The sequence below is a fragment of the Exiguobacterium sp. N5 genome (genome assembly GCF_025842465.1).
GTDB lineage: Bacteria > Bacillota > Bacilli > Exiguobacteriales > Exiguobacteriaceae > Exiguobacterium > Exiguobacterium profundum.
On record NZ_JAPAEP010000001.1, the window covers coordinates 1,352,821 to 1,376,913 of the forward strand.

Below are 24,093 nucleotides of genomic sequence, written 5' to 3' on the forward strand. Positions count from 1 at the left end.
TGTGTGGTATAGACAACAAGAGTCAAATTTAGAAAGGGGAATGTATACATGCATGATAATCGTTTAAACACTGTCGGTAGCCGAAAGGACTTTGAGTCGTTTAAGAAGAAAGCCCAAGAACAGTCGCACCAACCGGGAATCGATTCGAAGATGGAACCTTTCCCGATCTATGAACGGGAAGACTATAAAGGAAGTGACAAGTTAAAAGACAAGGTCGCGATCATCACCGGTGGGGATTCCGGGATCGGAAAGTCGGTCGCCATCTTCTTCGCCCATGAAGGTGCGAACTCCGTCATCGTCTATAAAGACCAAAACGAGCTCGAGGATGCGGAAGCGACAAAAGAACGGATTGAAGATTTAGGGCAAGCCTGCCTCTTGCTTCAAGGAGACATCGGGGAATCTTCGTTCTGTCAACAAGTCGTCGAGGAGACGCTTGAAACATTCGGTCATATCGACATCCTCGTCAACAACGCCGCTGAGCAGCATCCGCAGGAATCGCTTCTCGACATCTCGGACGATCAACTCGAGAAGACGTTCCGCACGAATATCTTCAGCATGTTCTACTTAACGAAAGCAGCGCTCCCCTACTTAAAAGAAGGAGCGAGCATCATCAATACGACCTCGATCACAGCCTATGAAGGAAACGACCAATTGATTGACTATGCGTCGACGAAAGGTGCCATCACGGCATTCACCCGCTCGCTCGCCAAAAACTTGGCGGACAAGAAGATTCGCGTCAACGGGGTCGCCCCGGGACCGATTTGGACACCGCTCATCCCTTCAACGTTTGACGCGGAGAAGGTGAAATCGTTCGGCGATTCAGCAGAGATGAAACGACCGGGGCAACCGGCCGAACTCGCACCGGCGTATGTCTATCTCGCAAGCGATGATTCGACATACGTCAGTGGTCAAGTCATCCACGTAAATGGTGGAACCGTGATTAATGGATAATTGATCGAAGACTCAGTTCGTAGCTGAGTCTTCTTTTTGTGCAGTGCATCCAGAAGAACATCAGGAACTTTTCTTTTGGCTGTCCGATCAAATCGGTCCAGATTTTTGGGTAAGTGAGGACGAGAACAAGAAATCGTAACACCTCCGCTACATAGAAGACCGAACGCATCGACGTTATCCATACATCAAAAAGCACGAACATCCTCGACGGATGTTCGTGCTCATTTTATTTCTTCACCATTCCCTTTAACACGAACGCCACGTTTGCCGGGCGCTCTGCGAGACGGCGCATGAAGTAACCGTACCAGTCACGACCGTATGGCACGTAGACACGGACTTTGTATCCTTGGCGCACGAGCTCGAGTTGACGCTCGACGCGGATGCCGTATAACATCTGGAACTCGAACTGGTCGAGTGGAATGTTGTTCTCTTTGACGTGCTCGATAATAGCGTCAATCATATGGTCATCGTGTGTCGCGATGGATGCGTAGTTCCCGTTCGCAAGATGGAGTTTGACGAGCTTCACGTAGTTATGGTCCACGTCCTCTTTTTCAGGGAACGCGACCGTCGCCGGCTCTTTATATGCCCCTTTGACGATGCGGAGGTTCGGCTTGAGCGGCGCAAGATGATTGATGTCATCTTCCGAGCGGTACAAGTACGACTGGATGACCGTTCCAAGACCGTCAAATTCAGACTTCAGCTTTTTGAACAATTCGAGCGTCTTTTCACAACGCTGCTCATCTTCCATATCGATGGCCACAAAGACCCCGACTCGTTGTGCGACCGTCAAAATTTGACGCATGTTGTCTTCAATCAACTCGTCCGAGATATCGAATCCGAGTGATGTCAGCTTGAGTGACATATAGGCGTCTAATTGCTCTTCTGCCATAATTTCAATCGCACGCATGATCTCGTCGCGATTCGTATTCGCCTCTTCGACCGTCTTAATAAATTCCCCGAGATGATCGACCGTGACCGACAATCCTTTCGCATTGAGTTCGCGAATCGTCGGGACAGAAGCCTTAAAGTCTTCCCCTGCTACAAAGCGTGATGCACCAAATCGTAGGCCATATTTCTTTGCCAAACTGTTGAGTGTTTTGTTTTGTGACATGTAGATAAATCCATCGCGCAACACTTTTTCCATCTGATTTTCCCCCTTACTTTTACACCCATCTATCTCTATGATGATGTCTGCAATTATTATGACACACAAACGTCATTTCGTCTGTATTTTTGTAACCGTTTGCAGCACTTTCTTCCCAACTTTTCAAAAAAGACAGGCGCCCCGTAGGACGGCTGTCTTATAGGCTTGTCGAAGGTGCGACGTAGAGTAAAATACTGAGGAAGATGAACACGCTTCCCGCTAGGACGAACAGGTGCCAAATGGCATGGTTGAACGGCAGTTTTTGCCATACATAAAATACGATGCCGACCGAATAGGCGATCCCCCCTGCGAGGAGAAGCATGAACCCTTGGTGACCGAGTGATTCATATAACGGACGGATGGCGATGATGCAGATCCAACCGAGTGCGAGGTAAGTCACATTGGACACCCACATGTACTTGCCGGTCGAAAACAGTTTCCACACGATTCCGAGAATCGCGACACCCCAAACGATTCCGAATAGCGTCCAACCGAGCGTCCCGTGAAGTGTCACGAGCGCAAACGGTGTATAACTTCCGGCGATGAGTAAGTAAATCCCCGCGTGGTCGAACACTTGCAGCACCCGTTTCGCCCGTGGATGTGGGATGGCGTGCATGAGTGTCGAGAAGAGATAAAGTAAAATCATCGATGCCCCGAATACACTGACCGCGGTGACGTTCCACGTGCTCCCACTCTCTGTGGCGCTCATGACGAGCAAGACGAGGGCGACGATGCTGAAGATGACTCCTAAGCCGTGCGTGATCGCGCTCGCAATTTCTTCCCCGAGCGTGTCGGCATGGAGCATCTCTTTGAGTTGTTCTTGTTTCATGTGCTCCCACCTTCCGTAACTGTTCCTTCTAGTATGGACATTTCCCGATTTTAACGCAATCAAAAACACGGGCTACCGATTAGCCCGTGTCGAGATTATGCGACTTCTTTCACCGGAACGTCACATTCCATTTGTGCTGCCCGCATCGCGCGTGCCCGTTTGTGGAACAAGACGAGAAGCGTTAACGTTCCGAGTGTCGAGATGACGTACGGAAGAACTCCGTCCAGCTTGAAGCCGATCGGCGCCGTCAAAATGTAGAACCAGACTGCATATAACATGAACGTCCCCGGTAGGAGCGCAATGTAGTGGTTTTTCCCTTTAATGTAAAGGTACATCGCCCCGACGAACAGTGCGATGACCGCCGTTGTCTGGTTCGCCCAGTTGAAGTATTGCCAAAGCATTTGGAAGTCCATGTTCGTGAGCACGTATGAGATCGCGAAAAGTGGAAGTGCGATCCAAAGACGTGACGAGAACTTCTTCTGTGCGATCGACATGTAGTCTGCGATAATCATCCGTGCGCTACGGAATGCCGTATCGCCTGACGTGATCGGTAAGACGATGACTCCGAGAATCGCGAGCGTGCCGCCGATGCTGCCGAGCATGAGTGTCGCCACTTCTTGCACGACGAGTGCCGGAGTGCCCGCACTGATGAGTCCAAGCAATTCACCCGGCTCAAAGATGGCCATCGCCGCTCCAGCCCAAATCATCGCGATGACCGCTTCGGCGATCATCATGCCGTAGAAGATTTCACGGCCGTTGCTTTCTTTCATCGTCGTCCGCGAGATGATCGGCGACTGTGTCGCATGGAAACCAGAGAGCGCCCCACATGAGATGGTAAAGAAGAGGAGCGGCCAGATCGGCAAGCCGTCCGGATGCATGTTCGTCAATGTCATCTCTGGAATCTTGTATCCTTGAGCGAACAAACTGACCGCGATCCCGATGGCACTGATGACGAGTAGTGCCCCGAAGAACGGGTAGATGCGTCCGATGATCTTATCGACCGGGAGAAGCGTCGCTAAGATGTAGTAAGCGAACACAGCGAAGATGACGATGGTGAGCGTCGTTGCATTCCCATCGAACAAGTTGTTGATCATGTTACTCGGAGACGTGACGAACACCGTCCCGACAAGAAGTAAAAGTAAAAGTGCAAACCCGTTGACGATATGGCGGAGCGAACGTCCGAGAAACTTCTCCGCTAGTTGTGGCAAGTGTGCCCCGTTGTTTCGAAGGGAAATCATTCCTGTCAAATAGTCATGAACCGCACCGGCAAAGATCGATCCGAAGACGATCCAAAGGAAGGCGACCGGTCCGTAGAGCGCCCCCATAATCGGTCCAAAGATCGGTCCGACACCGGCGATGTTGAGCAATTGAATCATCGAGTTCCGTTTTTTGCCCATCGGCACGTAGTCGATGCCGTCCTGAGACGCATAGGCGGGCGTCGTCCGCTCTTCCTTGATGCCGAACGTCTTCTCAACGTAACGACCGTATACCAAATACCCGACCAAAAGTAGTGCGAGTGCGACGAAGAATGTAATCATCTGTCAGTCCCCTTTTCCGTACATATGTAGCCGAAACCCCATCAGCTCTTCGGTTTACACGTGTCATGTAACCGATTACATGTTTGATTATACATAAGAGTTAATGATAATGTAAGGGCTTTCATTCACATTTTAGACACTTTTATTCGACAAAAAACGACGCCCAAATTGGACGCCGTTCCGTACTTATTTCAAGTTGAGAGTCGATTGTTTTGCACCAGAACCGTTCGATCCGCTTGCGATGACTTTGTAAGTCCCTTTCGTAAGGCCTTTTTTGAACGTGAACGTGTACGTTCCTGTCCAGCTCGCCTGTACTTTGGCGACTTGCTTGCCTTTCGCGTCTTTCAAGACGACCGTCGCACCCGGTGTTGTTTTCCCGATCAAGGCGCGTGTGCCGGCCTTCACACCTTTCGTTGTCTTCGGTGTCACGATTGATCCATTTTTTAACTCGAATGATGTTGTCTTGACTACTTTTCCTGATACATCTTTCGCTTCGATTTCATATTTTGCTGCAAAGAATCCTGTACTTCTCTTGAATGTGAAGTTCCCATTCTCGTCAGCTTTCGCATAGTCTACTTTTTTCCCGTCTCGTTTAAGGACGAGCGTAGCCCCTTCCGTCGTTTTTCCAGTCAACACGGTTGTATTCGTGTACGTCAAACGTTTCGAGATAGCTGGCGTTCCGACAAAACCTGCACCGACGACTTTCGTTTCCGTCATCGTCTTCCCATTCAATTCGCTTTCAATCGTCAATGACTGACGGAGTTTGAGCGGTTTGACCGTCAAACGGTACATGCCTTCTGCATCGGCTGTCGTTGTCGCGAGAACCGTTTTGCCATCTTTTAATGTCACGTTTGCAGATGGAGCCGTCTTCCCAGTCACGACTTTTGCACCCGGTTTGATGACATCGACCGCGAGCGTCAAGTCAGTTGGCGCCACTTCGAGCTCTGCCGTATAGGTCCGGAAGAGGCGACCTGCCGCATCTTCACGCGTCGCGTCCGTCGCTTCGATACCTTCGTAAAGGTTCAAGTACTGCTTACCCGCATCCGCTGTTTCAAATGTCACCGAACGTTTCGCATCCGCGACAATCTTCCAGTTGTTGTCGGCTTTGTAGTCTAAGTTACTGCCACTCGACACAATATAGTCCGAGATGACGTTACGTGTCTCATACGCTGAGCGATAGACGATGTTCTTCCCGCCACCGAGACCTGGGAACGATGAAGAACCCGCGCGATAGTTATTCGTCGCGACCAAGAATTCTTGGTCCATTTTGATCGGTTGTCCGTTGTACTCGACGTTCTTCACGCGGTTCGCGTTCGCATTGACGAGCTTCCCGCCGACATCGAACATCGCAGGACCCGTGACATCGATCTCATACGTCAAACCGTCGAGAATATCGAAGTTGTAGCTACGGAATTGAAGGTTGAGTAAGTTTTCGCCATCTTCTTCGATTTGGTCAAACGCACCCGCTGACATCTCGAGCCAATCCATGACATCTTTTCCTGTCACTTTGACGACTTCGAGCGTGTTCGGATACACGTAAAGGTCCGCGACGTTTTTCAAAGCAATTTGCCCTTTCGGGATATTCGTATAGTAGCTCGCATCTGTCAATTCACGACCACCCGCTTTGAACGGTGCGCCTGCTGACAAGAGTGGTAACTCTTTATAAGCAGAAAGTTCTGGGTTCGTCTCGAGTTCTTTCTCGACATACCACTTCTGTGCGTTCGTCACGAACTGAACCGATGCGTCGTCACGGACCAGTGCGAAGTAGCTTTGGATGTCATCTTGAATCTCACCGACCGGTTGGTTGATATAGTCGATTGTCGCCAAGTGGTCGTCTTCGATCAACGCTTGAATCGTCGGGTCGACCGCCGTATCAGCCGTCACCGTATCGAGTGCTGCTGACGCATCAACGATTTGCCATTTCCCATCTACGAGTTCAAGTTCAAAGTCGATGACGCCGAGGTCCTTCCCTTGGTTGTTCGCCATGACGACCGGTTTGCCATTGATTGTCCCCTTCGTCATATCGACGTTCGGGAACGAAGCGAACATGCCTTTCGCATCCGGGAAGCGACCGTGTTGGTGTCCCGTCATGACCATGTCGAGCCCGTCAATCTTCGTGAGTGCGTAACCGACGTTCTCTTCGCTGTCGAGTTGCTCATCCGCGAGCGCTGCACTGTCACCAATCCCTGAGTGCGCGAGGGCGACGACGACGTCCGCTCCCTGGCCTTTTAATTTTTGTACTGCTTCACGTGCGGACGGGATGATATCCTCTGCCGTCACACGACCTTGAAGGTTCCCCGAATCCCATGACATGATTTTCGGAGGGACGACTCCGAATACGCCGACTTTGATCGTATGTGTTTCCCCATCCAGGTCTGTGACCGTTCGTTCGATGATTTGGACCTCTTGTCCATCCACGTTGAACTTCGAGACGATCGGGTTGCCTTCTAAATCTTTGACGTTCGAGTTGACGAAACGCAGTTTCCCTTTCGACCCCTCCATCGCGTTGTATAAGAATTCGAGACCAAAGTTGAATTCATGGTTCCCGAGTGTGACGGCATCGTAGTTGAGTGCCGCCATCGCCTTGTACATCGGATGTTCGAACGCTTCATTTTTTCCAGCTTGGCTCTCACGGACGTAATCGCCGAACGGTGTCCCCTGAATCGTATCCCCGTTATCGAACAAGAATGTGTTCGTTTCCCCAGCGGCTGTACGATGTTCATTGATGAGTGTCGCGACTTTCGTCAATCCGATCGTGTTATCGACCTTGTCTTGGAAGTAGTCGTAGTTCGTGATGTTCGTATGTAAGTCTGTCGTCTCTAAGAAACGGAGCTTGACGATATCCTCGTCCACTTCTGCCAAGACGTTCGGTGCCTGTAGCGGCAAAACGGTTGGTAACACGAGCGCGGTCGCGATCGACCATTTCAATGCGGTTTTCATGTGATTGTCCCCTTTTTCTGGTTGATAATTGTCTAACCATATTCAATATAACACCAGCTGTCTTTCCCTCCTATTAATTTTTTGTATAAAAATAGACCTAATTCCCTTTACAAAAATTAGGTCTATCATCCTATTATTGTTTGATACGAACAGTAAACGGTCCATCTCCGTCAATTTCTTCAAATGTGACTGATACCGGGTACGCATGTTTCCCGTAGACCGACTCTTCGAGACGAATCATCGTGAAGCCGACCACGTCCTCCCCACTCACGAGTTCAAGCGGGAGTTTCTCAACGTTCAAGTGGCGGTCGTAGCCGTTGCGAAGGAGAATCGTCGCCGTGACGTCTGTCTCTTCCTTCTCCACCGACACGAGCATCAAGTTGAACTCGTTCTCTCCGACTGGCGGTGTCGAGATGTTCGTCCGCATGAGCTGTTGCCATGCACTCTTCGAGAACTTCGCTTCTTCTTCCGATGACACGGGCTGAAGCGGGTCAATCGGGTTCATTTGGAAGACGAGTCGGAGCGAGTCGTAGGATTCTATTTCTCCGAACATCTCATCTAAGAAGAAGTCCAAGTAGACCGGTTTGCTCGTCCACGCCTCAAAGCTCGGCAATTCAGAACGTCCGAGGACTTTCCGACCGATCGGGACGTTATTTGCGTCTAACAAGAGGACCGGCAATTCGTTGATCTCGAACGAGCTCGGAAGCGTGTTGCGGAACAACGCCACGATCGACAAGTCATGCCCGAGCGATTCGGCATTCAACAACTCAATCGAGAGCTGATTGTCGAGAAGTGGCGGGAGTCGTTTCGCATGATAACGGAAGACGTACTCGTCCTCTTTCGGGATCCCCATCGCATCGTCGATCACGAGCGTCAATTGGCGCCCTTCCTCTTTATTTCCTGTCTCAATCTGTTTACGTTTACGAAATCCTAGCATTATACTTCCTCCTCTGCCATCTCGGCGAAGTAGCGGTCGAGCTGGCATAGTTCCGTCGTGACATCTCGTGCGATATTGATATATGTCTGTTCGAAGATTTCGAGTCCTTCTTTTCCGAACTGACGGCTCGGGTCTTCCTGACCGTAGCTGCGAAGACCGATCCCTTCTTTCAATCCGCTCATCGTCGTCAAATGGTCCGTCCATTTCATGTCGACGGCACGGAGAAGCGACTCTTTCGCGAAGAGGACGATTTCATCCTGTTCGAGGCGTGACGCCGTCGTAGCGATGATTGTCTCCATCCAGTCGTTTAAAGCATCCTTCAGTTCACGTGTATCGGCGATGTCATTCGCCCATGTCGGCTCCTGCATCGTCAAGTAGCGCAAGTCTTCTTTCAACTCATCGATTGGCCATTCCTCAGGTACGAGTTCATCCGATACATGCATGTCGATGCTATTCTCGAGGGCGAGACGCATCATGCCGAGGACGTTTTTCGTGATGGCGTCCGCATCGGCGTTGACGGCCTGGTTACGAATCGTATAGATGATATTCCGTTGTTCGTTCAAGACGTCATCGAGTTTGAACAAGTAGTCTCGAATCGAGACACCGAGTCCTTCGATCGTCGTCTGCGCATATTCGATGATCTCGATCGCATCTTTCGACGAGACCTCACCTGTCGCACTCGGCTTCAACTTCTTCTCCACGCGTTCTAGTTTCTGCGCCGCATAACGTTTCACGATCTCATCTTCGAGCGAGACGAAGAACTCGGTCGCACCCGGGTCGCCTTGACGTCCCGAACGACCGCGGAGCTGGTTGTCGACACGTTTTGACTCATGCCGCTCCGTTCCAATGACGAAGAGACCGCCCGCTTCCTTCGCTTTTGCGTCGAGCGTGATGTCCGTTCCACGTCCGGCCATGTTCGTTGCAATCGTCACTTTGCCGAATTGACCGGCGTCCGCGATGATATCCGCTTCCTGAGCGACCGTCTTCGCGTTCAACACGTCATGCTCGATCCGCTTCTTCTTCAAATACTTGCTGATGGCTTCCGATTGTGCGATCGAGGTCGTCCCGATCAAGACCGGACGTCCCGTCGCATGTAGTTCTGCCACTTTCTCAGTGACCGCCGCATACTTTTGCTCGGTCGTCATGAAGATGCGGTCCGGATGGTCGACACGCTGACGTTCGCGGTTCGTCGGCACTTGGACGACGTCCATGTTGTACGTCTTCAAGAACTCTTGACGTGACGTCTGAGCCGTCCCCGTCATCCCACCGACGAGCGGATACATGCGGAAATAGTGCTGAATCGTAATCTCCGCCGTCGTCTTGTTCTCTTCGGTGATGGTGACGCCTTCTTTCGCCTCGAGCGCCTGATGCAACCCTTCTGACAGGCTTCGTCCTTCCATGATGCGTCCCGTGAACAAGTCGATGAGTTCAATCTTGTCTTCTCGGACGATATAGTCGACGTCAAGCTCAAACAAGACGTTCGCACGGAGCGCCTGGACGAGATAGTGATAGAGCACCTGGTGTGAGGCGCTGAACAGGTTATCGATGGCGAACAGCTCTTCAATCTTGACGATCCCTGCTTCCGTGAACGTCGCAGATTTCGACTCGAGGTCGACCTCGTAGTCGGTCTCCTCGAACTCAGAAATGATCTGTTGTGCCAACTGTTTCAACCGGATATGTGACCGGTCCTTCTGCGCGATGATGAGCGGCGTCTTCGCCTCATCAATCAAGATGCTGTCGACTTCATCGACGATGGCGAAATGGAACGGACGTTGGACCCGTTCTTCCGGCTTATGGACAAGGTTGTCACGCAAGTAGTCGAATCCGAACTCTGTCCCGACCCCATACGTGATGTCCGCTTGATATGCGGAACGCTTTTCGTCCGCTTCGATGTCCGGGACGTTCAAGCCGACCGTCAACCCAAGGAAGTCGTGAATCTTCCCAATTTGTTCCGCGTCACGTCTCGCCAAATAATCGTTCACCGTGATGACGTGGACGCCTTTTCCTTCGAGTGCCTTGACGTAACTCGGCAAAGCGGCGACGAGCGTCTTCCCTTCCCCCGTCGGCATCTCCGAGATGTTCCCTTCGAGGAGGGCGAACCCACCGATGAGCTGGACGTCATAGTGACGCATGCCGAGCACACGGACTGACGCTTCGCGGACGAGAGCGAACCCTTCTTCCGCGATGTCATCTACTTTCTTTCCATCCAAGAGACGTGCTTTGAGCGTCTCCGTATATGTACGCATCTCGTCATCCGAGAGGGCTTTCATCGTTGTCTCTAATTCATTAATACGCGCGACCCGTCGTTCGTACGCTTTCAAACGCCGGCTTTGATCATTCGTTAACTGTTTTACAAATTGGATCACACTAATAGCCTCCATCTTTCTATCAATTCATCACTTACATACTCGTCTATTATAACGAAAATCGAACCAATTCGGAGACTTTTTTACGAAAACTTCCTAAAAGTTGGTTTTTAGACACGTGAAAACCTATAAATTTTGGTTAATTTTCAAAAAGTATTTGTAAAAATATTTTCAATTCACTATTTGAGATGACGTGAGACCGTGTTAAGATGAAAAAAAACAGAACATTTGTTCGTAAAAAGGAGTGGTGACGATGCGCAGACGAATCTTTTGTATCGACAGCGTCTCGTTCTATGCCAGTTGCGAGTGTGCCGCGCGCAACAAAAATCCTTACAAGACCAAGCTCGTCGTCCTCTCGAACCTACAGGACAGCGGGGCACTCGTCCTCGCGGCGACCCCGAAGATGAAGCAGCTCGGCATCAAGACCGGGGCACGCCGCTTCCACATCGACCGCCTCCCGTGGCACGAACGACGGGACGTTTTGTATGCCGAGGCACGGATGAGTCATTATTTGAACGTCTCCATCCAAATCATCCACATCCTGCATCAGTTCGCCCCGCCCGAGGCGATTCGCGTCTATTCGATCGATGAGACGCTCGTCGACATGAGCGGGACGGAGCGGCTGTTCGGAAATGACGAGCACGTCGCCCATCTCATGCGAGCGACGATTTTTCGCTATACGGGCATTCCCGTCACCATCGGCATCGGACCGAACAACGTCCTCGCCAAGCTCGTCCTCGATTTGCATGCGAAAAAGGAAGGGGTCGCCACGTGTCTTCTCCACGACGTCGAACGGCTCATCCACCCGGCGCCGATCGAGAAGATGTGGGGCGTCGGGACGAAGATGGCGGTCCACCTTCAGCGGCTCGGCATCTGGACGATCGGGGACTTGGCCCGCTATCCGCTCGAATCCCTTCATGAAAAGTTCGGTGTCATCGGTGCAGAACTTTGGCATCACGCTTGGGGCATCGACGAGTCGCCGACCATCCTGCCGGCGAGCTCCCTGTTCGGTGCGAAACGGACGCGACCGAAGTCGATCGGACACGGCATCACCCTCATGAAAGATTACACGACGTATTCCGCAATCCGGCTCGTCTTACAGGCAATTGCGGTCGAGGTCGGGATGCGAACAAGGCAAGCGGGACTCGTCGGAGGAACGATCCATCTCGGGGTGCGCTATACGCGGACGAGCGACCGGGGTGGCTTCAGTAAACAAAAGAAGCTCCCCCGCTTCACAGCGGACGAGCAAGAGTTTCTCCCGATCTTATTGCAGCTATTTTTAGACGGCTGGGAAGAGACGGAGGCCGTCCGTTACGTCTCGGTCGCTCTCGGCAAGCTCGAGCCACGGAGCAATCACGTCCAGTTATCGTTCTTCGAAGACGAATGGGCGAAGGCGAAACGGCTCGACTTCCTCGATTTGATTGATGGCCTGAACGTCCGGTTCGGTCGCGGCACGATCCGACCGGCGTCGAGCCTACTTAAAGACAGTCCGCTCCGGACGCGCCAACGTTTAATCGGCGGACATAAACAAGGAGGCGATTCCTCATGAGCAAGACCCGCTATCGTGACCGAGGTGAGTTAAAATGGATCCCATTTCTCATGCCCGAGCACGTCGCCCTACTGAAACGTTATTATGCCCAAATCCAAAAGATCGAACTACCCGACTTGGACGAACAGCTCCTCTATCTTTGGCAGACTGAGCTCGAACGGGCCATTCGCGAAGGCGACCAGGTCGAGGTGACCTTGTTCGTGGACGGCTTGACGAAAAGCATGCGCGGCTACGTCCACGCCATCTATTATGCCGAGCGCGAGGTCGAGCTGTTCGACGGCGAGGTACGCCGCGTCCCGTTTGGCGATATCTTGTCCGTTCGTTAAGACGCCTCGATCGCTTCCTGGGTCGTCTCGAACGTTTCAATCCCGTCGAGTAGCCCATAGTGAGCAAGCGTCGCGCGGACCGAGGGAGACAGATGCGCGAAGATGACATGCCGGTCGGCTGCTTTCAGCTCGGTGACGACACGACGCAACTCTTCGACCGCGGTCACATCGATGACCGGGCAGCGGTGAAAGTTGAAGATGAACACGTTCGGTTCCCGATGAATGTGATGGAGGACGTGCTCGAACAACTCGACTGCACCGAAGAAGAGCGGACCTTCGACACTGAAGACGATTTGGCCGTCTCGCGTGACGTACCGTTCTGTCCGTTCACGCACATCGATCGTATCGGCCATTCGTTTCGCGAAGAGCGCGAGCGCACAGATGACCCCGACCTCGACGGCGACGACCAAGTCGACGAAGACCGTCAACAGTAGCGTGACGAGTAAGACGAGCGACTCGGATGAACGATGACTCAACATCGCCATCACGTGATGACGTTCGGACATGTTCCAGGCGACCCGCATCAAGATTGGAGCGAGTGCGGCGAGCGGCACGTAACTCGCAAACGGCGCGAGGACGAGGACCGCAACGAGGACCATGATCCCATGGATGACACCGGCACGTCGACTGACCGCTCCGGCCTGAATGTTTGTCGCCGTCCGAGCGATGGCACCTGTCGAAGGGATCCCACCGAAGAATGGCGTGATCACGTTCGCGAGCCCTTGCCCGAACAGTTCCTTGTCCGGCTTCATCTTCGTCCCTGCCATCCCGTCGGCGACCGTTCCAGAAAGAAGTGACTCGAGTGCGCCAAGGAAGGCGATGGCGAATGCGGACGGGAGGAGCGTTGTAATCAAGTCTAGGTCGATTGTGAGCCAGTTGAATGTCGGCAGTCCACTCGGGATACCGCCATAGGCACTTCCGATCGTCGCGACCTCACCCGGGATGAGGAGACTGACAAACGTTGGGACGAGCATCGCCATGAGTAAGAGCGGTAAACGGAACGGCAGCTTTGGGATGATCCAAAGCGTCAAAAAGCCAATCCCAGCAATAACAATCGGCCAAGGACTCGCTTCGGGCAACGCCTGACCGAGGCGAAGCAAGTTCTCGTGAAAATGTGGTGCCTTCTCAAAGGTGACTCCAAACAACTCATCGAGCTGGTCGACGAAGATGACGACAGCAATACCGGCCGTGAAGCCAATCGTGACAGCACGAGGCATGAAACGGATGAGCCGTCCGACCCGGAGCACGCTCATAAGGAGTAGCAACACACCGGCGAGAACGGTCGTGACAAGCAATCCCTCATATCCGTATGCGAGGACGACACCCGAGACGATCGGGATGAACGCCCCCGTCGGTCCGGCGATTTGGAACGTCGAACCCCCGAACAGGCTGACGAGGATTCCGGCGAAGATGGACGTGTAGAGTCCATATACTGGCGGGACTCCCGAGGCGATGGCAAATGCCATGGCGAGCGGGATGGCGACGACGCCAACTGTAATTCCGGCCGAGATGTCCTTTTGCCACATCTCACGTGTGGAGAGTGAGTCTTGCATCATACATTCCTTCTTTCCAATCAGTTCAAAAACGAGTTCAGTGTACGCCTGGAAAGAGGGCTTGTAAACGGTTTGAGAAAAACGTTAACAGAATGTACAAAAGAAAAAGACGCACCTTTCGATGCGTCTCCCTTCAATTCGTCGGAGCCTCTACGACTTGATTGCCATCTTCCGCGTCTTTCGCCAGCAACTTCACATGACGACCGAATAACCACATGACCACGAGATGGGCTTTCGCCTGTGTCTTCGTATAGAACCACCACGGGAGGGCCGGTACGAACTCATGGATGGCGACGAGTCCTTCATCCGACTCCGGTAAGCGTCTAAACTCGAGACGCCCTGTCTGATCCTCTTCACTTAACTTGACGAACTTGCCCCCGTCAATCGCAAAGGATGCCATATCGTCCGTCGCTTCCTGTTCAAGCGATAGATGAAGCGCGACGAACGACGGATCGAGCAGCGCAATCTCCCAATTATCGTCTTCTTTCGTCGTCTGAATGAACGGATACATAAAACGACCGAGCCACTCAAAGTACGTGTCCGCCATCCAAAGCGCCGACTTTTCTTCCGGCAGACCGAACCGCTGAATCGAACGGACGGTATACGATTTCGGTTGCTTTTTCTTCTTACCGCCCGAGGATTGCTTCTCTTCTTCCTCAAGCGCATGTTCGACCGCCTGTTTGAATGGAATCTCACCCTGTCCGATACCTTCGACCGTATCTTCTGCCACCATCGCGTGCCCCATGCTCTCGACGAGCGGATAGACGGTCGCCTTCGGTTCACCCGTGACCGCCATGACCCACAGGCGCGACAGTTTGATTGTCGGGAACGGGAAGTCGATCAAGACGCGACGCTTGTCCATGACTTCGGCTGTCTGTTCGATCATCTTCCGATACGTCATCACCTCGGGACCCCCGATGTCGATATGACGGTCATAAAGCGACTCGGCACCGACGACCGAGATGAGCGCCTGAACGGCTTCACGGATGTCGATCGGATGTGTTTCCGTCTTCGTCCATCGTGGCAAGATCATCGACGGCAAACGCTTGACGAGCTTCGCTAAAATCGGGAACGACGAACCTTCCGGACCAATGATGAGTCCCGCCCGTATCGTCGTCACCGGCACGCCCTGACCACCGAGAATGCGTTCGACCTCAAGTCGACTCTTCAAGTGACGCGACAACGTCTTCTCTTGTTTCGGGATGATGCCGCTCAAATAGACGATTTGCTCAATGTCGTTCGCCTTCGTCGCCCGGGCGAAGTTATCGGCAATGAGCGCGTCCATGTCCTCGAACGTCGCCTGCGTCAAGCCGCCATCCGGAATCATCGAGTGCACGAGGAACATCGCGTAATCCGCGCCCTCACATGCTTCTTTTGTTGCCTCATATGAAAACAAATCACAGGCACGCCACGTGATATGGGCCTCATCTTCTTTATTCTTCGTCGATCGCGATAACGCGATGATGTCATACTCTTCCTTCAGCTGCTCCATCACGTTCGAGCCGATATAGCCGCTCGCCCCCGCAATGACAATCGTTTTTCGCATAATGGTCACTCCCCTAATTATTCGCATAGAGGTAATGTACCCTTCTTTTTTAAAAGATAAATCAGTCTAAGTATGTAGAGCCTGCTCGACCGATTCATACTAAAATGAGAATAATTAGAAAAAGGAGGGATATTCATGGGATTTTGGTACTTTCTTTTGCTTGGATTGGGAGTAATCCTCATCGTGCGAGGGATTGCAAGTAGCGCGAAACAAGGTGGACTGATTTTAGTCGGACTTGTGATGGTCGGGGTATCCATATTTATGTTCCAAGATGGCAGTGCGGACTTGGTCGCGAATTGGTTGGATCAAATTACCGGTCGATAAGTCATGTCCTGCGGATCACAGCAAGATAAATTGACGATCCGATGCTTTGTATGAAAAAGACAAGCATGACAAAGTAGATGAAATAATACTGATCGAAAACTTGAAAAATTGCGACGAGGGCGACACCGGCATAGACACCAATCGACAACATCGAATAAGAAATCGATTTGACTTTTAAGGCGAGCTGTCGCCCTCGTTCGTCTTGTGATTCGATTTTTCGTTCAAAGTTCGCCTTATAAAGTTCTGAGACAATTACACCAACAATCAAGACAAGAATTCCATACAACAATACTTGATCCATCTTCACTCCTCCTCATATGTAAATAATGCGGGTAGTTCTTCATCGAGTACCGCCGCAATTTTGAACGCAAGGATGAGCGACGGGTTATACTTGTTTTTCTCAAGTGCAATAATCGTTTGACGACTTACTCCGACTGAATCAGCCAATTGCTGCTGGGTCCAGCCTTTCTTTGCACGACTGAGGAATATTTGATTTTTTAACATCACCATCGCCTCCTCATTGTATTCAAGTTCAGTGTAAACTATTTTTTACTAAATGTTAAGAATATATTACATAAAAATGATTAACCAAATATACCCTTTAGTATGTGGCTATTATCTCAAGTTGAATCGTCTGAAATGACACTACATTACAATGTGACTTTTATATGGAAGGAGCTCGACAATGAAACAGTTCAAACGAGTAGGTGTTGTGGCGTTATTCGCCTTGATTGGATTTGCTCTTTTCCATTATGCGACCGAGTCGAAGACAGGTTCCGCTGCATGGACGACAGAAGCTGCGACACATCACTTCAAAGATATCTTAGAAGCGCAGCGAGAGGCGATTGAAGCGCATACTCCTCTTGAGAATATCGAGCGAACGAAACTGTCACACGAAGATGACGTCGTCCGGCTCCTCCTCGGTCAGCGGGATTGGGTCGAGCAATTCCACTATACGATTCAGGAGGTACAAGTGGACGAAAAAGGTGGACTTCTATACGCAAATGCTTATGTGACAAGAAATCTTCAATTTGAGAGTGGTGTCACGACCGGGCTTGGTGACGAGATGACGATTCAATTGAGGTCTCCGAATGAGACGATCGAAGAGGTGGAGCTCGACAATCATAGCGTGACACAATCAGGCCAACCCTTTTTCAAACGCTGGATCAGTCGAGTGTTTGACTGAACAAATCCCACTTTCCGATTGGAGAGTGGGATTCTTTTTTAAAACGATAAATCTAAACCAGTACCATCATCAAGAAGTTCTCCGTTTTTAGCGGTATAGTCAACACGAATCTCGGCTCGCTTCAGGATGTCGTTCTCTTGTAACGCAGACATCCACGTCCGAACGCGCTCTTCGTCATCGGCTTCCGGCTCCCGATGAAGCGTCAATATGATTGTCGGCGAAACGTCGGCTGTCTGATAGGCGATTGGATTTGCCGAGGAGACATCGAGTTGTCGGATACTTTCTTCGTCATATAGGACGACATAGGTGACGTCTGCACCAAACGCCGTATCAATCGAATCTTCAATCGCCTCTGTGACCGCATCTTCCCATTTGGATGAGAGAAACGTATCAACGATTTCTCCGGTCGATTCATTCTCGTAAACATAAAATTCCGTTCCCGTCACCGAATCCACCACAATCGCCGCATACTCAAACGGAAAGTTTCCCATGTTGTCGAATAATACGTCTTCTGTCACTTCAGCATCTTTGAATCGCTCGAGTACATATGATTCAGCCATCTTCATCACTTTTGCTTCCTCATCGGGATCTGGTTGCATCGACCGATAAAAGGCAAATACTAACCCCGCCACCCCAATCACAATCACACCAAATCCGGCCAAAAGCCACTTCAAGTAACGTTTCATGTCGACTCCTCTCATAACTGTTTGTTCATGGCGATGGACGCTTCTTGGAATCCGAGTCGTTTATATAATCGCTGTGCGTCTGGATTCGTACCGAATACACTTAGTCCAATGGATGTTGCGCCAAGTTCTTCTGAGGCAACTCTTTCAAGTTTCTCAAACACTGCTGTCGCATTCCCTTGCCCACGGTAGGTCTCTTCAATCAAAATGTGATAAATGAAGATGCGTTTCGATTCAGCTTGAAACGCATACCACAAAATTCCGACACGAATATCTCCGTTCATCACATGAACAATCGTCTGCCCTTCCCCGGGTTGATTGTCTGGGAAGAGGTCCCGAATCAATTGAGTCGATTCCTCTTGTGCCAACACCATCGGAAGTTGATAGTTGCGCGCGACATCTTTTGCATAATCGTCAATCAACCAAGTCACATAATTCGCGATTTCTGGTCCCGTCATCCTGGCAAAATGAATGGTCATCTGTTTACCCCTAATCGTTTTCCCTTAGTGTAACATACAATTTTTGGAATCACTGTTTCTAGTGAAGTTCAGGATTTTGTAAGGTTGCCGCAGATTATATGTAAGGTGCTCCCTTCATACTCGGAAGAGGAAATTGAAAGGAGACATCTATATGAAAGCCACACCATCACATGAACGAATCAATGTCCTCGATACACTACGAGGCTTCGCCTTATTCGGGATTGTTTTTATGAACATTCTCAGTTTATTACGTCCGAGCGACCCAAACACCGTCATGGAACATTACTATATATACGCCCTTCACATCTTCATCGACGGGAAGTTCTTTATGATCTTCTCATTTTTGTTTGGCGTCGGGTTCTATCTCTTTATCCACCGAGCAATAGAACGTGGAGATCGCGCATACGTTTTATTTACGAAACGATTGCTCCTCTTACTCGGCTTGGGCTTGATTCATATGCAATTTCAGCCGGGGGAGGCGCTAACGATTTATGCCGTGAGCGGGCTGCTCCTCCTGTTCGCATACCGTCTTCCTCGGTCAGTTAATTTGATTCTAGGTCTGATCGGACTAGCTGTACTCGCTTATACCGGCACGAAACTGTTAATGCCGCTTGCTCTCATCTTGCTCGGGCTTGCAGCGGGGCAGTATGAGGTGTTTCGTCACGTCCATACGCACCGGGTACGTTGGCAGGTCGGACTGGTCGTTACCGGTATTTTATCCGCCGGATTTGTCTGGCTACAATATACGAATTTACCAAGCTTATCGTATTTCAATGTCGGCTACACCCCGACTAATGAAGAAATTCAAGCATATATCCGTATGCTCGACTATTCGAATTGGTCAGCTCCCTTTTTAGCGGTGTTCTATATCACCATCCTTGTCAATATGAGTCAACTACGGACGACACGTTCCTGGTTCGCCCCACTTCAAGCGTTTGGTCGTATGGCGTTGACGAATTACTTGCTTCAGACTGCACTTATGGTGACTGTTGCTACATTCGGACAGACGTTCACAACGATTGAAACAGGACTATGGGCAATCGTCATCAACGCCGTATTGATCGTATTCAGTATGGTATGGCTTCGCCGTTTCACATACGGACCGATGGAAAAGGTATGGCGGCTTGGGACATACTCTCGCTTCAGACAAGGTATCCTATCGTCAAAATAATGTAATGTTGAGGAAGGACAGCTGTCAAAAGTGTCCTTCCTCAATTGTGTTTGCAGGAGTGAATTCAATTTCATATGCTTCACCAAGCTCTCCTTGTAAACGCTTCGAAAGTAAGTCTCCTTCACGATTATGTTGCTCCACCTTGATTTCCCATCCTTTAGCAAGTGCATCCGTGTCCCAGTCAATCCATTCTCCGAATCGACTAACCCATTCATAGAAATCACGCTTCAATTGGTCAGAAATCGTAAACTCATTCAATTCTATATTGTATCGACAGGTCGCACACCATGTCGGGTCCGCCCCCACATCCGCCTCTATAGTGATTCTTTTCAAATTTTCACAATCACAAATCCTTTTCATTCATTCGCCCCCAGGTTTAAGGTTAGATTCTGCATACGTATTCAAAATTAGGAGGATATCCTTTTGATTTATTCAGTCGAGAAACGTAGAAATGAAAATGGTGTGCAGATTATCTTTCATACAATTGATGGCTTAAGTGGATTAGATGAGACTAGTTGGTTATTCCCTTATTCAGTGACACGAACTAAAGAAAACCATTGGTCTACGCGAACAAATGATTTTCTAGGTTTAATATAAAGTGTCTTTAGCAACTTCATTTGTTGGATCTAGAACAAGAATTTTTTCCGCGATGGACTTTGCTTGTTCATCACTTACAATCTTTTCTGGGACGATGTTCAGAAATAACAGGTTCTCTAAGCGCTTCACATCTGCAGCATCAGTCAAATCCACGGCTCTTTGAGCATGGTATAAGGAAGAGGTATAAGCCCCTTCAATGTGGCCAAGGGGCTGTGATAGGACTTGAAAAGCTAAGTCATGTAATTTATCGTCCTCTGTGTCCAATAACAGATAGACGAGTACGGAGTAATTCGACAGATTTTCATTATCATACGCCAAAGTTAATAAATCATTTTTAAATGTTTCAAAATCAGTAGTTTGATAGATGTCTTTTACTTCTTTAAACCGGCCTGACACAATTAAAGTTTCTAAATTATTTGACACTGTTTATTCACCTACGCATTACTTATTTCTTTTTCTCCATGGATTATGGTAATGAAGCATTTGTGCACTTATAAAGATTAATTTTGGATATAATGGGTTTAAATGTTAAAATTAAAAATCGAAGGGGGACTTTAAATGATCAAAAAAATCTTATGGATACTATTGATGATGGGGTTAGCTCTATTTATTATTACTTTACAAATCAATCGATTGGGTGAAATGACACCGGAGATACAAATGACATTATTTATGTCGCTAGGAATTGTTGTCGTATTATTTATTCCACCACTCATCATGTCGTTCTTTTCAAATCCAATTATTTCATATCTAAACATTGCATACCAGGGAGTAATCGCTATATCTTTTTTAGGAATGTTGCCTATTGGTTTTATGATTCCAAACGGTATGTTTACAGCGATTATAGCATTGCTTGGGGTCGGGATTAGCTCGATGAGTATCATAACAATTTTAAGAACTAAAGAACTGAGTATTAGAAACTAACATACAAATATTCAAGTGAAAGTTAAAAGTGATGTGCTGATGTCTATGCTGTTCACTATAGTGAATACTAAAACAAAAGTCGAACCTGTTTAATTAGGTTCGACTCTTTTCATGCCTTCGGAGCCCAATTGTTTTCATAGCCATTTTGAACGGCATAGTGATACAAATGAATGAGTTTCGATTCTTTGTATGTAGACATGTATTCTGCCGTACGCAGTTCATGATTTCGTTCTACCAAATTGTAGAGATAATCGATATTCGCTAATCGATTATTTTTACTCGTATTACATGTCGGGCATGACAGCACAAAATTCCATAAGACATCATTTTGCATATAAGACCACGGAATGAAATGATCCACGTGAACTTGTCTCACAGGCTTTAGGCAATAGAAGCACGTTGAGTGCCCGTGGCTTAATAGAATTCGTTTAAACTCCTCAAGCGATTGGCGGACAGACACAAACTCCAGCTTGCTCAAGATTCGTTCCATCGCATCTTGGGAATTGTATTTTTCTAAAAAGATGGCTAACTGATAGTTTGTCACGTTCATGAGAACACGCTTATATTTTTCAAAGAAAACGACATACGCTGGAACGAGTTGAATCCATTCTTCTTTTCGATTGAAAGAGTAAATCGTTTCGTTAAAAGAGCGATAGAAAGAACCGTATACGTATTTTTTATAAAACTGATTCACGTTCCGAATCAATTGATTTTGTTGATGCTCTGGTAAGCGGTCGAAGTTCCAAACTGGCGGAATGTTGTGTTCTTTCTGAAAGGAGACCATCACGTTTTCAACAGCGCTCTGCTTCCCTAGTTGATTCATCTGTGTCAGCCCATGCTTGACGATGAGATTCCAATAGATTTTCGTCACATGCTTGGCAATCTGGTGAAATGACACGGCCCCTGATTCATTTAGTTCTGTCGTACATTCGAGTAACGCTTTCATCAATACATGTTTGTACGTAGTCGTATGAGAAGCGTTCATCAGAAATTGTTGCGTAAAGCGCCATAGGTCTGATTCGGTTAAATACACATCTTTTGCCTCAGCGACGCTTAAATCCCATGCCAACGACCTCACCTCCATCCATTACACTATTGATTATAACGAATGCAGAAAGGAAGTGGATCACGGCGCATCAAACAGGAGCAGAAAACTCTCTTTTGATTTGTTCGATATCAATCATTGTCTTTTCATGAACATACTGTACGAGCGCATCATACTGTTCGACCGTATTGAGTTTTTTGAACTTCTCAATATCCCCTTCAAAGCCCGTGAAATAGTCACTTTGATACTCTGGATTGTTAAAGAGTCTTAAAAATTCCATATAGTCCTTGATGTTCATTTGACTCACGATGTGAGAGAGAATGGATTCCCACTCTTTAATCCGCCCCTCATGAATCTGTTTTTTGATGACAATGTCTTGTGCTTGCTCCATTTTGATTTGCTGAATGCATTGCTCCACTTCTAGTCTATATTGGAACAACTCATCTCGATTTCGAGTATCTAGCGTAGGCGTCACTTCGGTTAAATAGTACTGATACCTCTGCTTTCGCGGATGCATGTTCTTGGCTTTTTTAGGGCTTTGATTTGGATCATCGGATTTATTAAATCGTTTCTTTAAATCAATGGATCCTAAAGCCCCAATGATTTCTTTGTTATGTTTTAATGCAAGTTTCCCTACTGTCGGACCATATTTTTTGACGCCATTCACGATCAATTCCGTTGATTTCTTAGACATGCAGAATCCTCCTTTAATATGTATATTTTTATGACGATTTTCAAAAAAACAACTCGTAGTTTCTATTCAACAAAAGGATGCTCAATCCCTTGATTCCATTCAAAAACCTAATGACCGGTGTCCGCTCCCCAAAAGAAAAGGATTAATGAGCAGGCACTCAATAATCCTTCGTCAGATCACTTCTTCTCTTGTTGCTTCTGCAAATACGCCTCACGAAGCTGGTTCAATCGTTCTTTCTTGTTCGAGACAGTCGGCTTTTTGCCGTCCTGATATTTCGCCGCAGCTACTTTGCTTCTCTTGTCTAATTGATATTTCCCCATGCGCTTCACCTTCCTTTCTTTCTGGATTCAATCAAAAGCAAAGACCTTCTAATCTCAATGAAATTAGAAGGTCTTCATGAAAATCATTGATCGCAGTCGTTACAGACTGCTTCATAATGGAGACGGCGGGAGTCGAACCCGCGTCCGAAGGCATCGTAACGTATGCTTCTACGTGTGTAGTTTATCTATTGAATCTCGATGTGACACTGCCGATAAACAGGCGTTGTCGCATCCAGTCTGTTTCATCTCTTCTTCGCGCCCTCAGACGGCGAGGTTGAAGCGTAGCTTGCTTAGTTTGAGACCCTGAAAGTCATCCACACAAGCGATGGATGTCAGGATCCGCAGGGCACTTAGGCTGCTGCGAGTTGTGTGTTAGTTTTGCCAGTTATAGGCGTTTGCGTTTTAACGAGGCCGACCCCTCGACACGCCACATACGACCGACCTACCCCCGTCGAATCCATAACGTCCCCGGGGTGGTAATTGGTACTCCATTTAATATACCACAATTAGGATCCGTTGTCAGTATTTTTGCCGATCGCGCATCGCACGGTCGACGTCACGCTTCGCGTCTTTCTTCTTCAAGTCCTCACGTTTGTCGTACTTCTTCTTCCCTTTTCCGACGCCGAGCAGGCACTTGGCGAACCCGTTCTTGATATACACTTTGAGCGGGATGATCGTGTAGCCGTCACGCCCTGATGCTCCGATGAGCTGATTGATTTGCTTCTTATGCAACAATAGCTTTCGGACGCGGAGTGGGTCGTGGTTGAAGCGGTTCCCCTGTTCGAACGGGCTGATATGACAGTTGTGAAGCGTCGCCTCGCCCCCATCGAACCGGACGTACGCATCCGCGATGTTGATCTTCGATTGACGGACCGATTTGATTTCCGTCCCTGTGAGCACCATGCCCGCCTCAATCGTATCTTCGATCGCGTAATCGAAGGACGCCTTGCGGTTTTGGGCGAGTGCGTTCGAATCTTTCTTCTTGGCCATA

Annotated in this window: 25 protein-coding genes and 1 other RNA gene; 7 read left to right on the forward strand and 19 right to left on the reverse strand. The window is 49.0% G+C overall.

The annotated features are described in order from the left end of the window. Nucleotides 1-48: 48 nt before the first annotated feature. Nucleotides 49-951: an SDR family oxidoreductase gene (locus OKS35_RS07065; RefSeq protein ID WP_264092746.1), complete on the forward strand. Its 903-nt coding sequence runs from the start codon at nt 49-51 to the stop codon at nt 949-951. 226 nt (nt 952-1,177) lie between these two features. Here OKS35_RS07065 and OKS35_RS07070 read toward each other — a convergent pair whose 3' ends face one another. From OKS35_RS07070 to secA2, 6 genes are all read right to left on the reverse strand, one after another. Further along, entirely contained in the window at nt 1,178-2,095 is a 918-nt protein-coding gene (locus tag OKS35_RS07070) for a proline dehydrogenase family protein (RefSeq protein WP_012726871.1), read from the reverse strand. A gap of 157 nt (nt 2,096-2,252) precedes the next feature. Then, nucleotides 2,253-2,924: a PAQR family membrane homeostasis protein TrhA gene (gene trhA / locus OKS35_RS07075; RefSeq protein ID WP_051829405.1), complete on the reverse strand. Its 672-nt coding sequence runs from the start codon at nt 2,922-2,924 to the stop codon at nt 2,253-2,255. Between the two features lie 95 nt (nt 2,925-3,019). Beyond that, complete coding sequence (locus OKS35_RS07080) at nt 3,020-4,462, reverse strand: carbon starvation protein A (protein WP_196430970.1); 1,443 nt, start codon at nt 4,460-4,462, stop codon at nt 3,020-3,022. A gap of 186 nt (nt 4,463-4,648) precedes the next feature. Then, entirely contained in the window at nt 4,649-7,402 is a 2,754-nt protein-coding gene (locus tag OKS35_RS07085; RefSeq protein WP_215243782.1) for a bifunctional 2',3'-cyclic-nucleotide 2'-phosphodiesterase/3'-nucleotidase, read from the reverse strand. A 133-nt stretch (nt 7,403-7,535) separates the two neighbouring features. Beyond that, nucleotides 7,536-8,339, reverse strand: coding sequence for an SLAP domain-containing protein (locus tag OKS35_RS07090; protein ID WP_264092747.1), 804 nt, complete (start codon nt 8,337-8,339; stop codon nt 7,536-7,538). Continuing rightward, complete coding sequence (gene secA2, locus OKS35_RS07095; protein ID WP_264092748.1) at nt 8,339-10,705, reverse strand: accessory Sec system translocase SecA2; 2,367 nt, start codon at nt 10,703-10,705, stop codon at nt 8,339-8,341. The genes OKS35_RS07090 and secA2 overlap by 1 nt, the downstream gene beginning before the upstream one ends. A gap of 253 nt (nt 10,706-10,958) precedes the next feature. Here secA2 and OKS35_RS07100 point away from each other — a divergent pair, with 253 nt between their 5' ends. Then, the gene (locus OKS35_RS07100; RefSeq protein WP_264092749.1) at nt 10,959-12,254 is read left to right on the forward strand and encodes a DNA polymerase thumb domain-containing protein; all 1,296 of its coding nucleotides are present in this window, start codon (nt 10,959-10,961) and stop codon (nt 12,252-12,254) included. Beyond that, nucleotides 12,251-12,580 (forward strand): YolD-like family protein, encoded by a 330-nt coding sequence (locus OKS35_RS07105; protein ID WP_214746123.1) that lies wholly within the window; start codon nt 12,251-12,253, stop codon nt 12,578-12,580. The genes OKS35_RS07100 and OKS35_RS07105 overlap by 4 nt, the downstream gene beginning before the upstream one ends. Here the strand turns inward: OKS35_RS07105 and OKS35_RS07110 are convergent. Together OKS35_RS07110 and OKS35_RS07115 are read right to left on the reverse strand one after the other, a co-directional pair. After that, a complete protein-coding gene (locus OKS35_RS07110) occupies nt 12,577-14,133 on the reverse strand; it encodes a SulP family inorganic anion transporter (RefSeq protein ID WP_264092750.1) in 1,557 nt (518 codons plus the stop codon). The genes OKS35_RS07105 and OKS35_RS07110 overlap by 4 nt on opposite strands. 133 nt (nt 14,134-14,266) lie before the next feature. After that, on the reverse strand, nt 14,267-15,679 hold the full coding sequence (locus tag OKS35_RS07115; RefSeq protein WP_264092751.1) for an NAD-dependent epimerase/dehydratase family protein: 1,413 nt from the start codon (nt 15,677-15,679) through the stop codon (nt 14,267-14,269). Between the two features lie 135 nt (nt 15,680-15,814). Between OKS35_RS07115 and OKS35_RS07120 the strand changes: the two genes are divergently transcribed. Beyond that, a complete protein-coding gene (locus tag OKS35_RS07120) occupies nt 15,815-16,003 on the forward strand; it encodes a hypothetical protein (RefSeq protein WP_047795099.1) in 189 nt (62 codons plus the stop codon). A gap of 1 nt (nt 16,004) precedes the next feature. Here the strand turns inward: OKS35_RS07120 and OKS35_RS07125 are convergent, their stop codons facing one another. After that, the gene (locus OKS35_RS07125) at nt 16,005-16,304 is read right to left on the reverse strand and encodes a hypothetical protein (protein WP_031422897.1); all 300 of its coding nucleotides are present in this window, start codon (nt 16,302-16,304) and stop codon (nt 16,005-16,007) included. Between the two features lie 2 nt (nt 16,305-16,306). Next, complete coding sequence (locus OKS35_RS07130; protein ID WP_264092752.1) at nt 16,307-16,507, reverse strand: helix-turn-helix transcriptional regulator; 201 nt, start codon at nt 16,505-16,507, stop codon at nt 16,307-16,309. Nucleotides 16,508-16,688: 181 nt separating this feature from the next. Between OKS35_RS07130 and OKS35_RS07135 the strand changes: the two genes are divergently transcribed. Then, entirely contained in the window at nt 16,689-17,189 is a 501-nt protein-coding gene (locus OKS35_RS07135; protein WP_159562616.1) for a hypothetical protein, read from the forward strand. 38 nt (nt 17,190-17,227) lie between these two features. Here OKS35_RS07135 and OKS35_RS07140 read toward each other — a convergent pair whose 3' ends face one another. Both OKS35_RS07140 and OKS35_RS07145 read right to left on the reverse strand, forming a co-directional pair. Further along, nucleotides 17,228-17,875 (reverse strand): hypothetical protein, encoded by a 648-nt coding sequence (locus OKS35_RS07140; protein ID WP_264092753.1) that lies wholly within the window; start codon nt 17,873-17,875, stop codon nt 17,228-17,230. Nucleotides 17,876-17,886: 11 nt separating this feature from the next. Beyond that, complete coding sequence (locus OKS35_RS07145; RefSeq protein ID WP_264092754.1) at nt 17,887-18,351, reverse strand: GNAT family N-acetyltransferase; 465 nt, start codon at nt 18,349-18,351, stop codon at nt 17,887-17,889. Between the two features lie 151 nt (nt 18,352-18,502). Between OKS35_RS07145 and OKS35_RS07150 the strand changes: the two genes are divergently transcribed. Next, the gene (locus OKS35_RS07150; RefSeq protein ID WP_264092755.1) at nt 18,503-19,522 is read left to right on the forward strand and encodes a DUF418 domain-containing protein; all 1,020 of its coding nucleotides are present in this window, start codon (nt 18,503-18,505) and stop codon (nt 19,520-19,522) included. Between the two features lie 24 nt (nt 19,523-19,546). On the opposite strand, the gene OKS35_RS07155 is transcribed toward OKS35_RS07150, so the two are convergent. Next, nucleotides 19,547-19,882 (reverse strand): hypothetical protein, encoded by a 336-nt coding sequence (locus OKS35_RS07155; RefSeq protein ID WP_196430983.1) that lies wholly within the window; start codon nt 19,880-19,882, stop codon nt 19,547-19,549. 228 nt (nt 19,883-20,110) lie between these two features. Further along, nucleotides 20,111-20,542 carry a hypothetical protein gene (locus OKS35_RS07160; protein ID WP_264092756.1) on the reverse strand — a complete coding sequence of 144 codons (432 nt, stop codon included), beginning with the start codon at nt 20,540-20,542 and terminating at the stop codon, nt 20,111-20,113. Between the two features lie 135 nt (nt 20,543-20,677). Here OKS35_RS07160 and OKS35_RS07165 point away from each other — a divergent pair, with 135 nt between their 5' ends. Beyond that, nucleotides 20,678-21,043 (forward strand): hypothetical protein, encoded by a 366-nt coding sequence (locus OKS35_RS07165; protein ID WP_264092757.1) that lies wholly within the window; start codon nt 20,678-20,680, stop codon nt 21,041-21,043. A gap of 109 nt (nt 21,044-21,152) precedes the next feature. Here OKS35_RS07165 and OKS35_RS07170 read toward each other — a convergent pair whose 3' ends face one another. The 5 genes from OKS35_RS07170 to smpB all read right to left on the reverse strand — a co-directional run bounded on the left by OKS35_RS07170 (nt 21,153) and on the right by smpB (nt 24,092). Further along, a complete protein-coding gene (locus OKS35_RS07170) occupies nt 21,153-22,112 on the reverse strand; it encodes an HNH endonuclease signature motif containing protein (RefSeq protein WP_264092758.1) in 960 nt (319 codons plus the stop codon). Between the two features lie 67 nt (nt 22,113-22,179). Next, nucleotides 22,180-22,782, reverse strand: coding sequence for a hypothetical protein (locus OKS35_RS07175; RefSeq protein ID WP_264092759.1), 603 nt, complete (start codon nt 22,780-22,782; stop codon nt 22,180-22,182). 176 nt (nt 22,783-22,958) lie between these two features. Then, the gene (locus tag OKS35_RS07180; protein WP_047795092.1) at nt 22,959-23,102 is read right to left on the reverse strand and encodes a hypothetical protein; all 144 of its coding nucleotides are present in this window, start codon (nt 23,100-23,102) and stop codon (nt 22,959-22,961) included. 114 nt (nt 23,103-23,216) lie between these two features. Beyond that, nucleotides 23,217-23,572: a transfer-messenger RNA gene (gene ssrA, locus OKS35_RS07185) on the reverse strand. A gap of 49 nt (nt 23,573-23,621) precedes the next feature. Next, the gene (smpB, locus tag OKS35_RS07190; protein ID WP_012726899.1) at nt 23,622-24,092 is read right to left on the reverse strand and encodes an SsrA-binding protein SmpB; all 471 of its coding nucleotides are present in this window, start codon (nt 24,090-24,092) and stop codon (nt 23,622-23,624) included. Nucleotide 24,093 lies beyond the last annotated feature (1 nt).

Bases quoted from the DNA above. Each gene is read 5' to 3' on its own strand.
- OKS35_RS07065 (WP_264092746.1), top strand. From the start codon at position 49: ATGCATGATAATCGTTTAAACACTGTCGGTAGCCGAAAGGACTTTGAG.
- OKS35_RS07070 (WP_012726871.1), bottom strand. From the start codon at position 2,095: ATGGAAAAAGTGTTGCGCGATGGATTTATCTACATGTCACAAAACAAA.
- trhA (WP_051829405.1), bottom strand. From the start codon at position 2,924: ATGAAACAAGAACAACTCAAAGAGATGCTCCATGCCGACACGCTCGGG.
- OKS35_RS07080 (WP_196430970.1), bottom strand. From the start codon at position 4,462: ATGATTACATTCTTCGTCGCACTCGCACTACTTTTGGTCGGGTATTTG.
- OKS35_RS07085 (WP_215243782.1), bottom strand. From the start codon at position 7,402: ATGAAAACCGCATTGAAATGGTCGATCGCGACCGCGCTCGTGTTACCA.
- OKS35_RS07090 (WP_264092747.1), bottom strand. From the start codon at position 8,339: ATGCTAGGATTTCGTAAACGTAAACAGATTGAGACAGGAAATAAAGAG.
- OKS35_RS07100 (WP_264092749.1), top strand. From the start codon at position 10,959: ATGCGCAGACGAATCTTTTGTATCGACAGCGTCTCGTTCTATGCCAGT.
- OKS35_RS07105 (WP_214746123.1), top strand. From the start codon at position 12,251: ATGAGCAAGACCCGCTATCGTGACCGAGGTGAGTTAAAATGGATCCCA.
- OKS35_RS07110 (WP_264092750.1), bottom strand. From the start codon at position 14,133: ATGCAAGACTCACTCTCCACACGTGAGATGTGGCAAAAGGACATCTCG.
- OKS35_RS07115 (WP_264092751.1), bottom strand. From the start codon at position 15,679: ATGCGAAAAACGATTGTCATTGCGGGGGCGAGCGGCTATATCGGCTCG.
- OKS35_RS07120 (WP_047795099.1), top strand. From the start codon at position 15,815: ATGGGATTTTGGTACTTTCTTTTGCTTGGATTGGGAGTAATCCTCATC.
- OKS35_RS07125 (WP_031422897.1), bottom strand. From the start codon at position 16,304: ATGGATCAAGTATTGTTGTATGGAATTCTTGTCTTGATTGTTGGTGTA.
- OKS35_RS07130 (WP_264092752.1), bottom strand. From the start codon at position 16,507: ATGTTAAAAAATCAAATATTCCTCAGTCGTGCAAAGAAAGGCTGGACC.
- OKS35_RS07135 (WP_159562616.1), top strand. From the start codon at position 16,689: ATGAAACAGTTCAAACGAGTAGGTGTTGTGGCGTTATTCGCCTTGATT.
- OKS35_RS07140 (WP_264092753.1), bottom strand. From the start codon at position 17,875: ATGAAACGTTACTTGAAGTGGCTTTTGGCCGGATTTGGTGTGATTGTG.
- OKS35_RS07145 (WP_264092754.1), bottom strand. From the start codon at position 18,351: ATGACCATTCATTTTGCCAGGATGACGGGACCAGAAATCGCGAATTAT.
- OKS35_RS07150 (WP_264092755.1), top strand. From the start codon at position 18,503: ATGAAAGCCACACCATCACATGAACGAATCAATGTCCTCGATACACTA.
- OKS35_RS07155 (WP_196430983.1), bottom strand. From the start codon at position 19,882: ATGAAAAGGATTTGTGATTGTGAAAATTTGAAAAGAATCACTATAGAG.
- OKS35_RS07165 (WP_264092757.1), top strand. From the start codon at position 20,678: ATGATCAAAAAAATCTTATGGATACTATTGATGATGGGGTTAGCTCTA.
- OKS35_RS07175 (WP_264092759.1), bottom strand. From the start codon at position 22,782: ATGTCTAAGAAATCAACGGAATTGATCGTGAATGGCGTCAAAAAATAT.
- OKS35_RS07180 (WP_047795092.1), bottom strand. From the start codon at position 23,102: ATGGGGAAATATCAATTAGACAAGAGAAGCAAAGTAGCTGCGGCGAAA.
- smpB (WP_012726899.1), bottom strand. From the start codon at position 24,092: ATGGCCAAGAAGAAAGATTCGAACGCACTCGCCCAAAACCGCAAGGCG.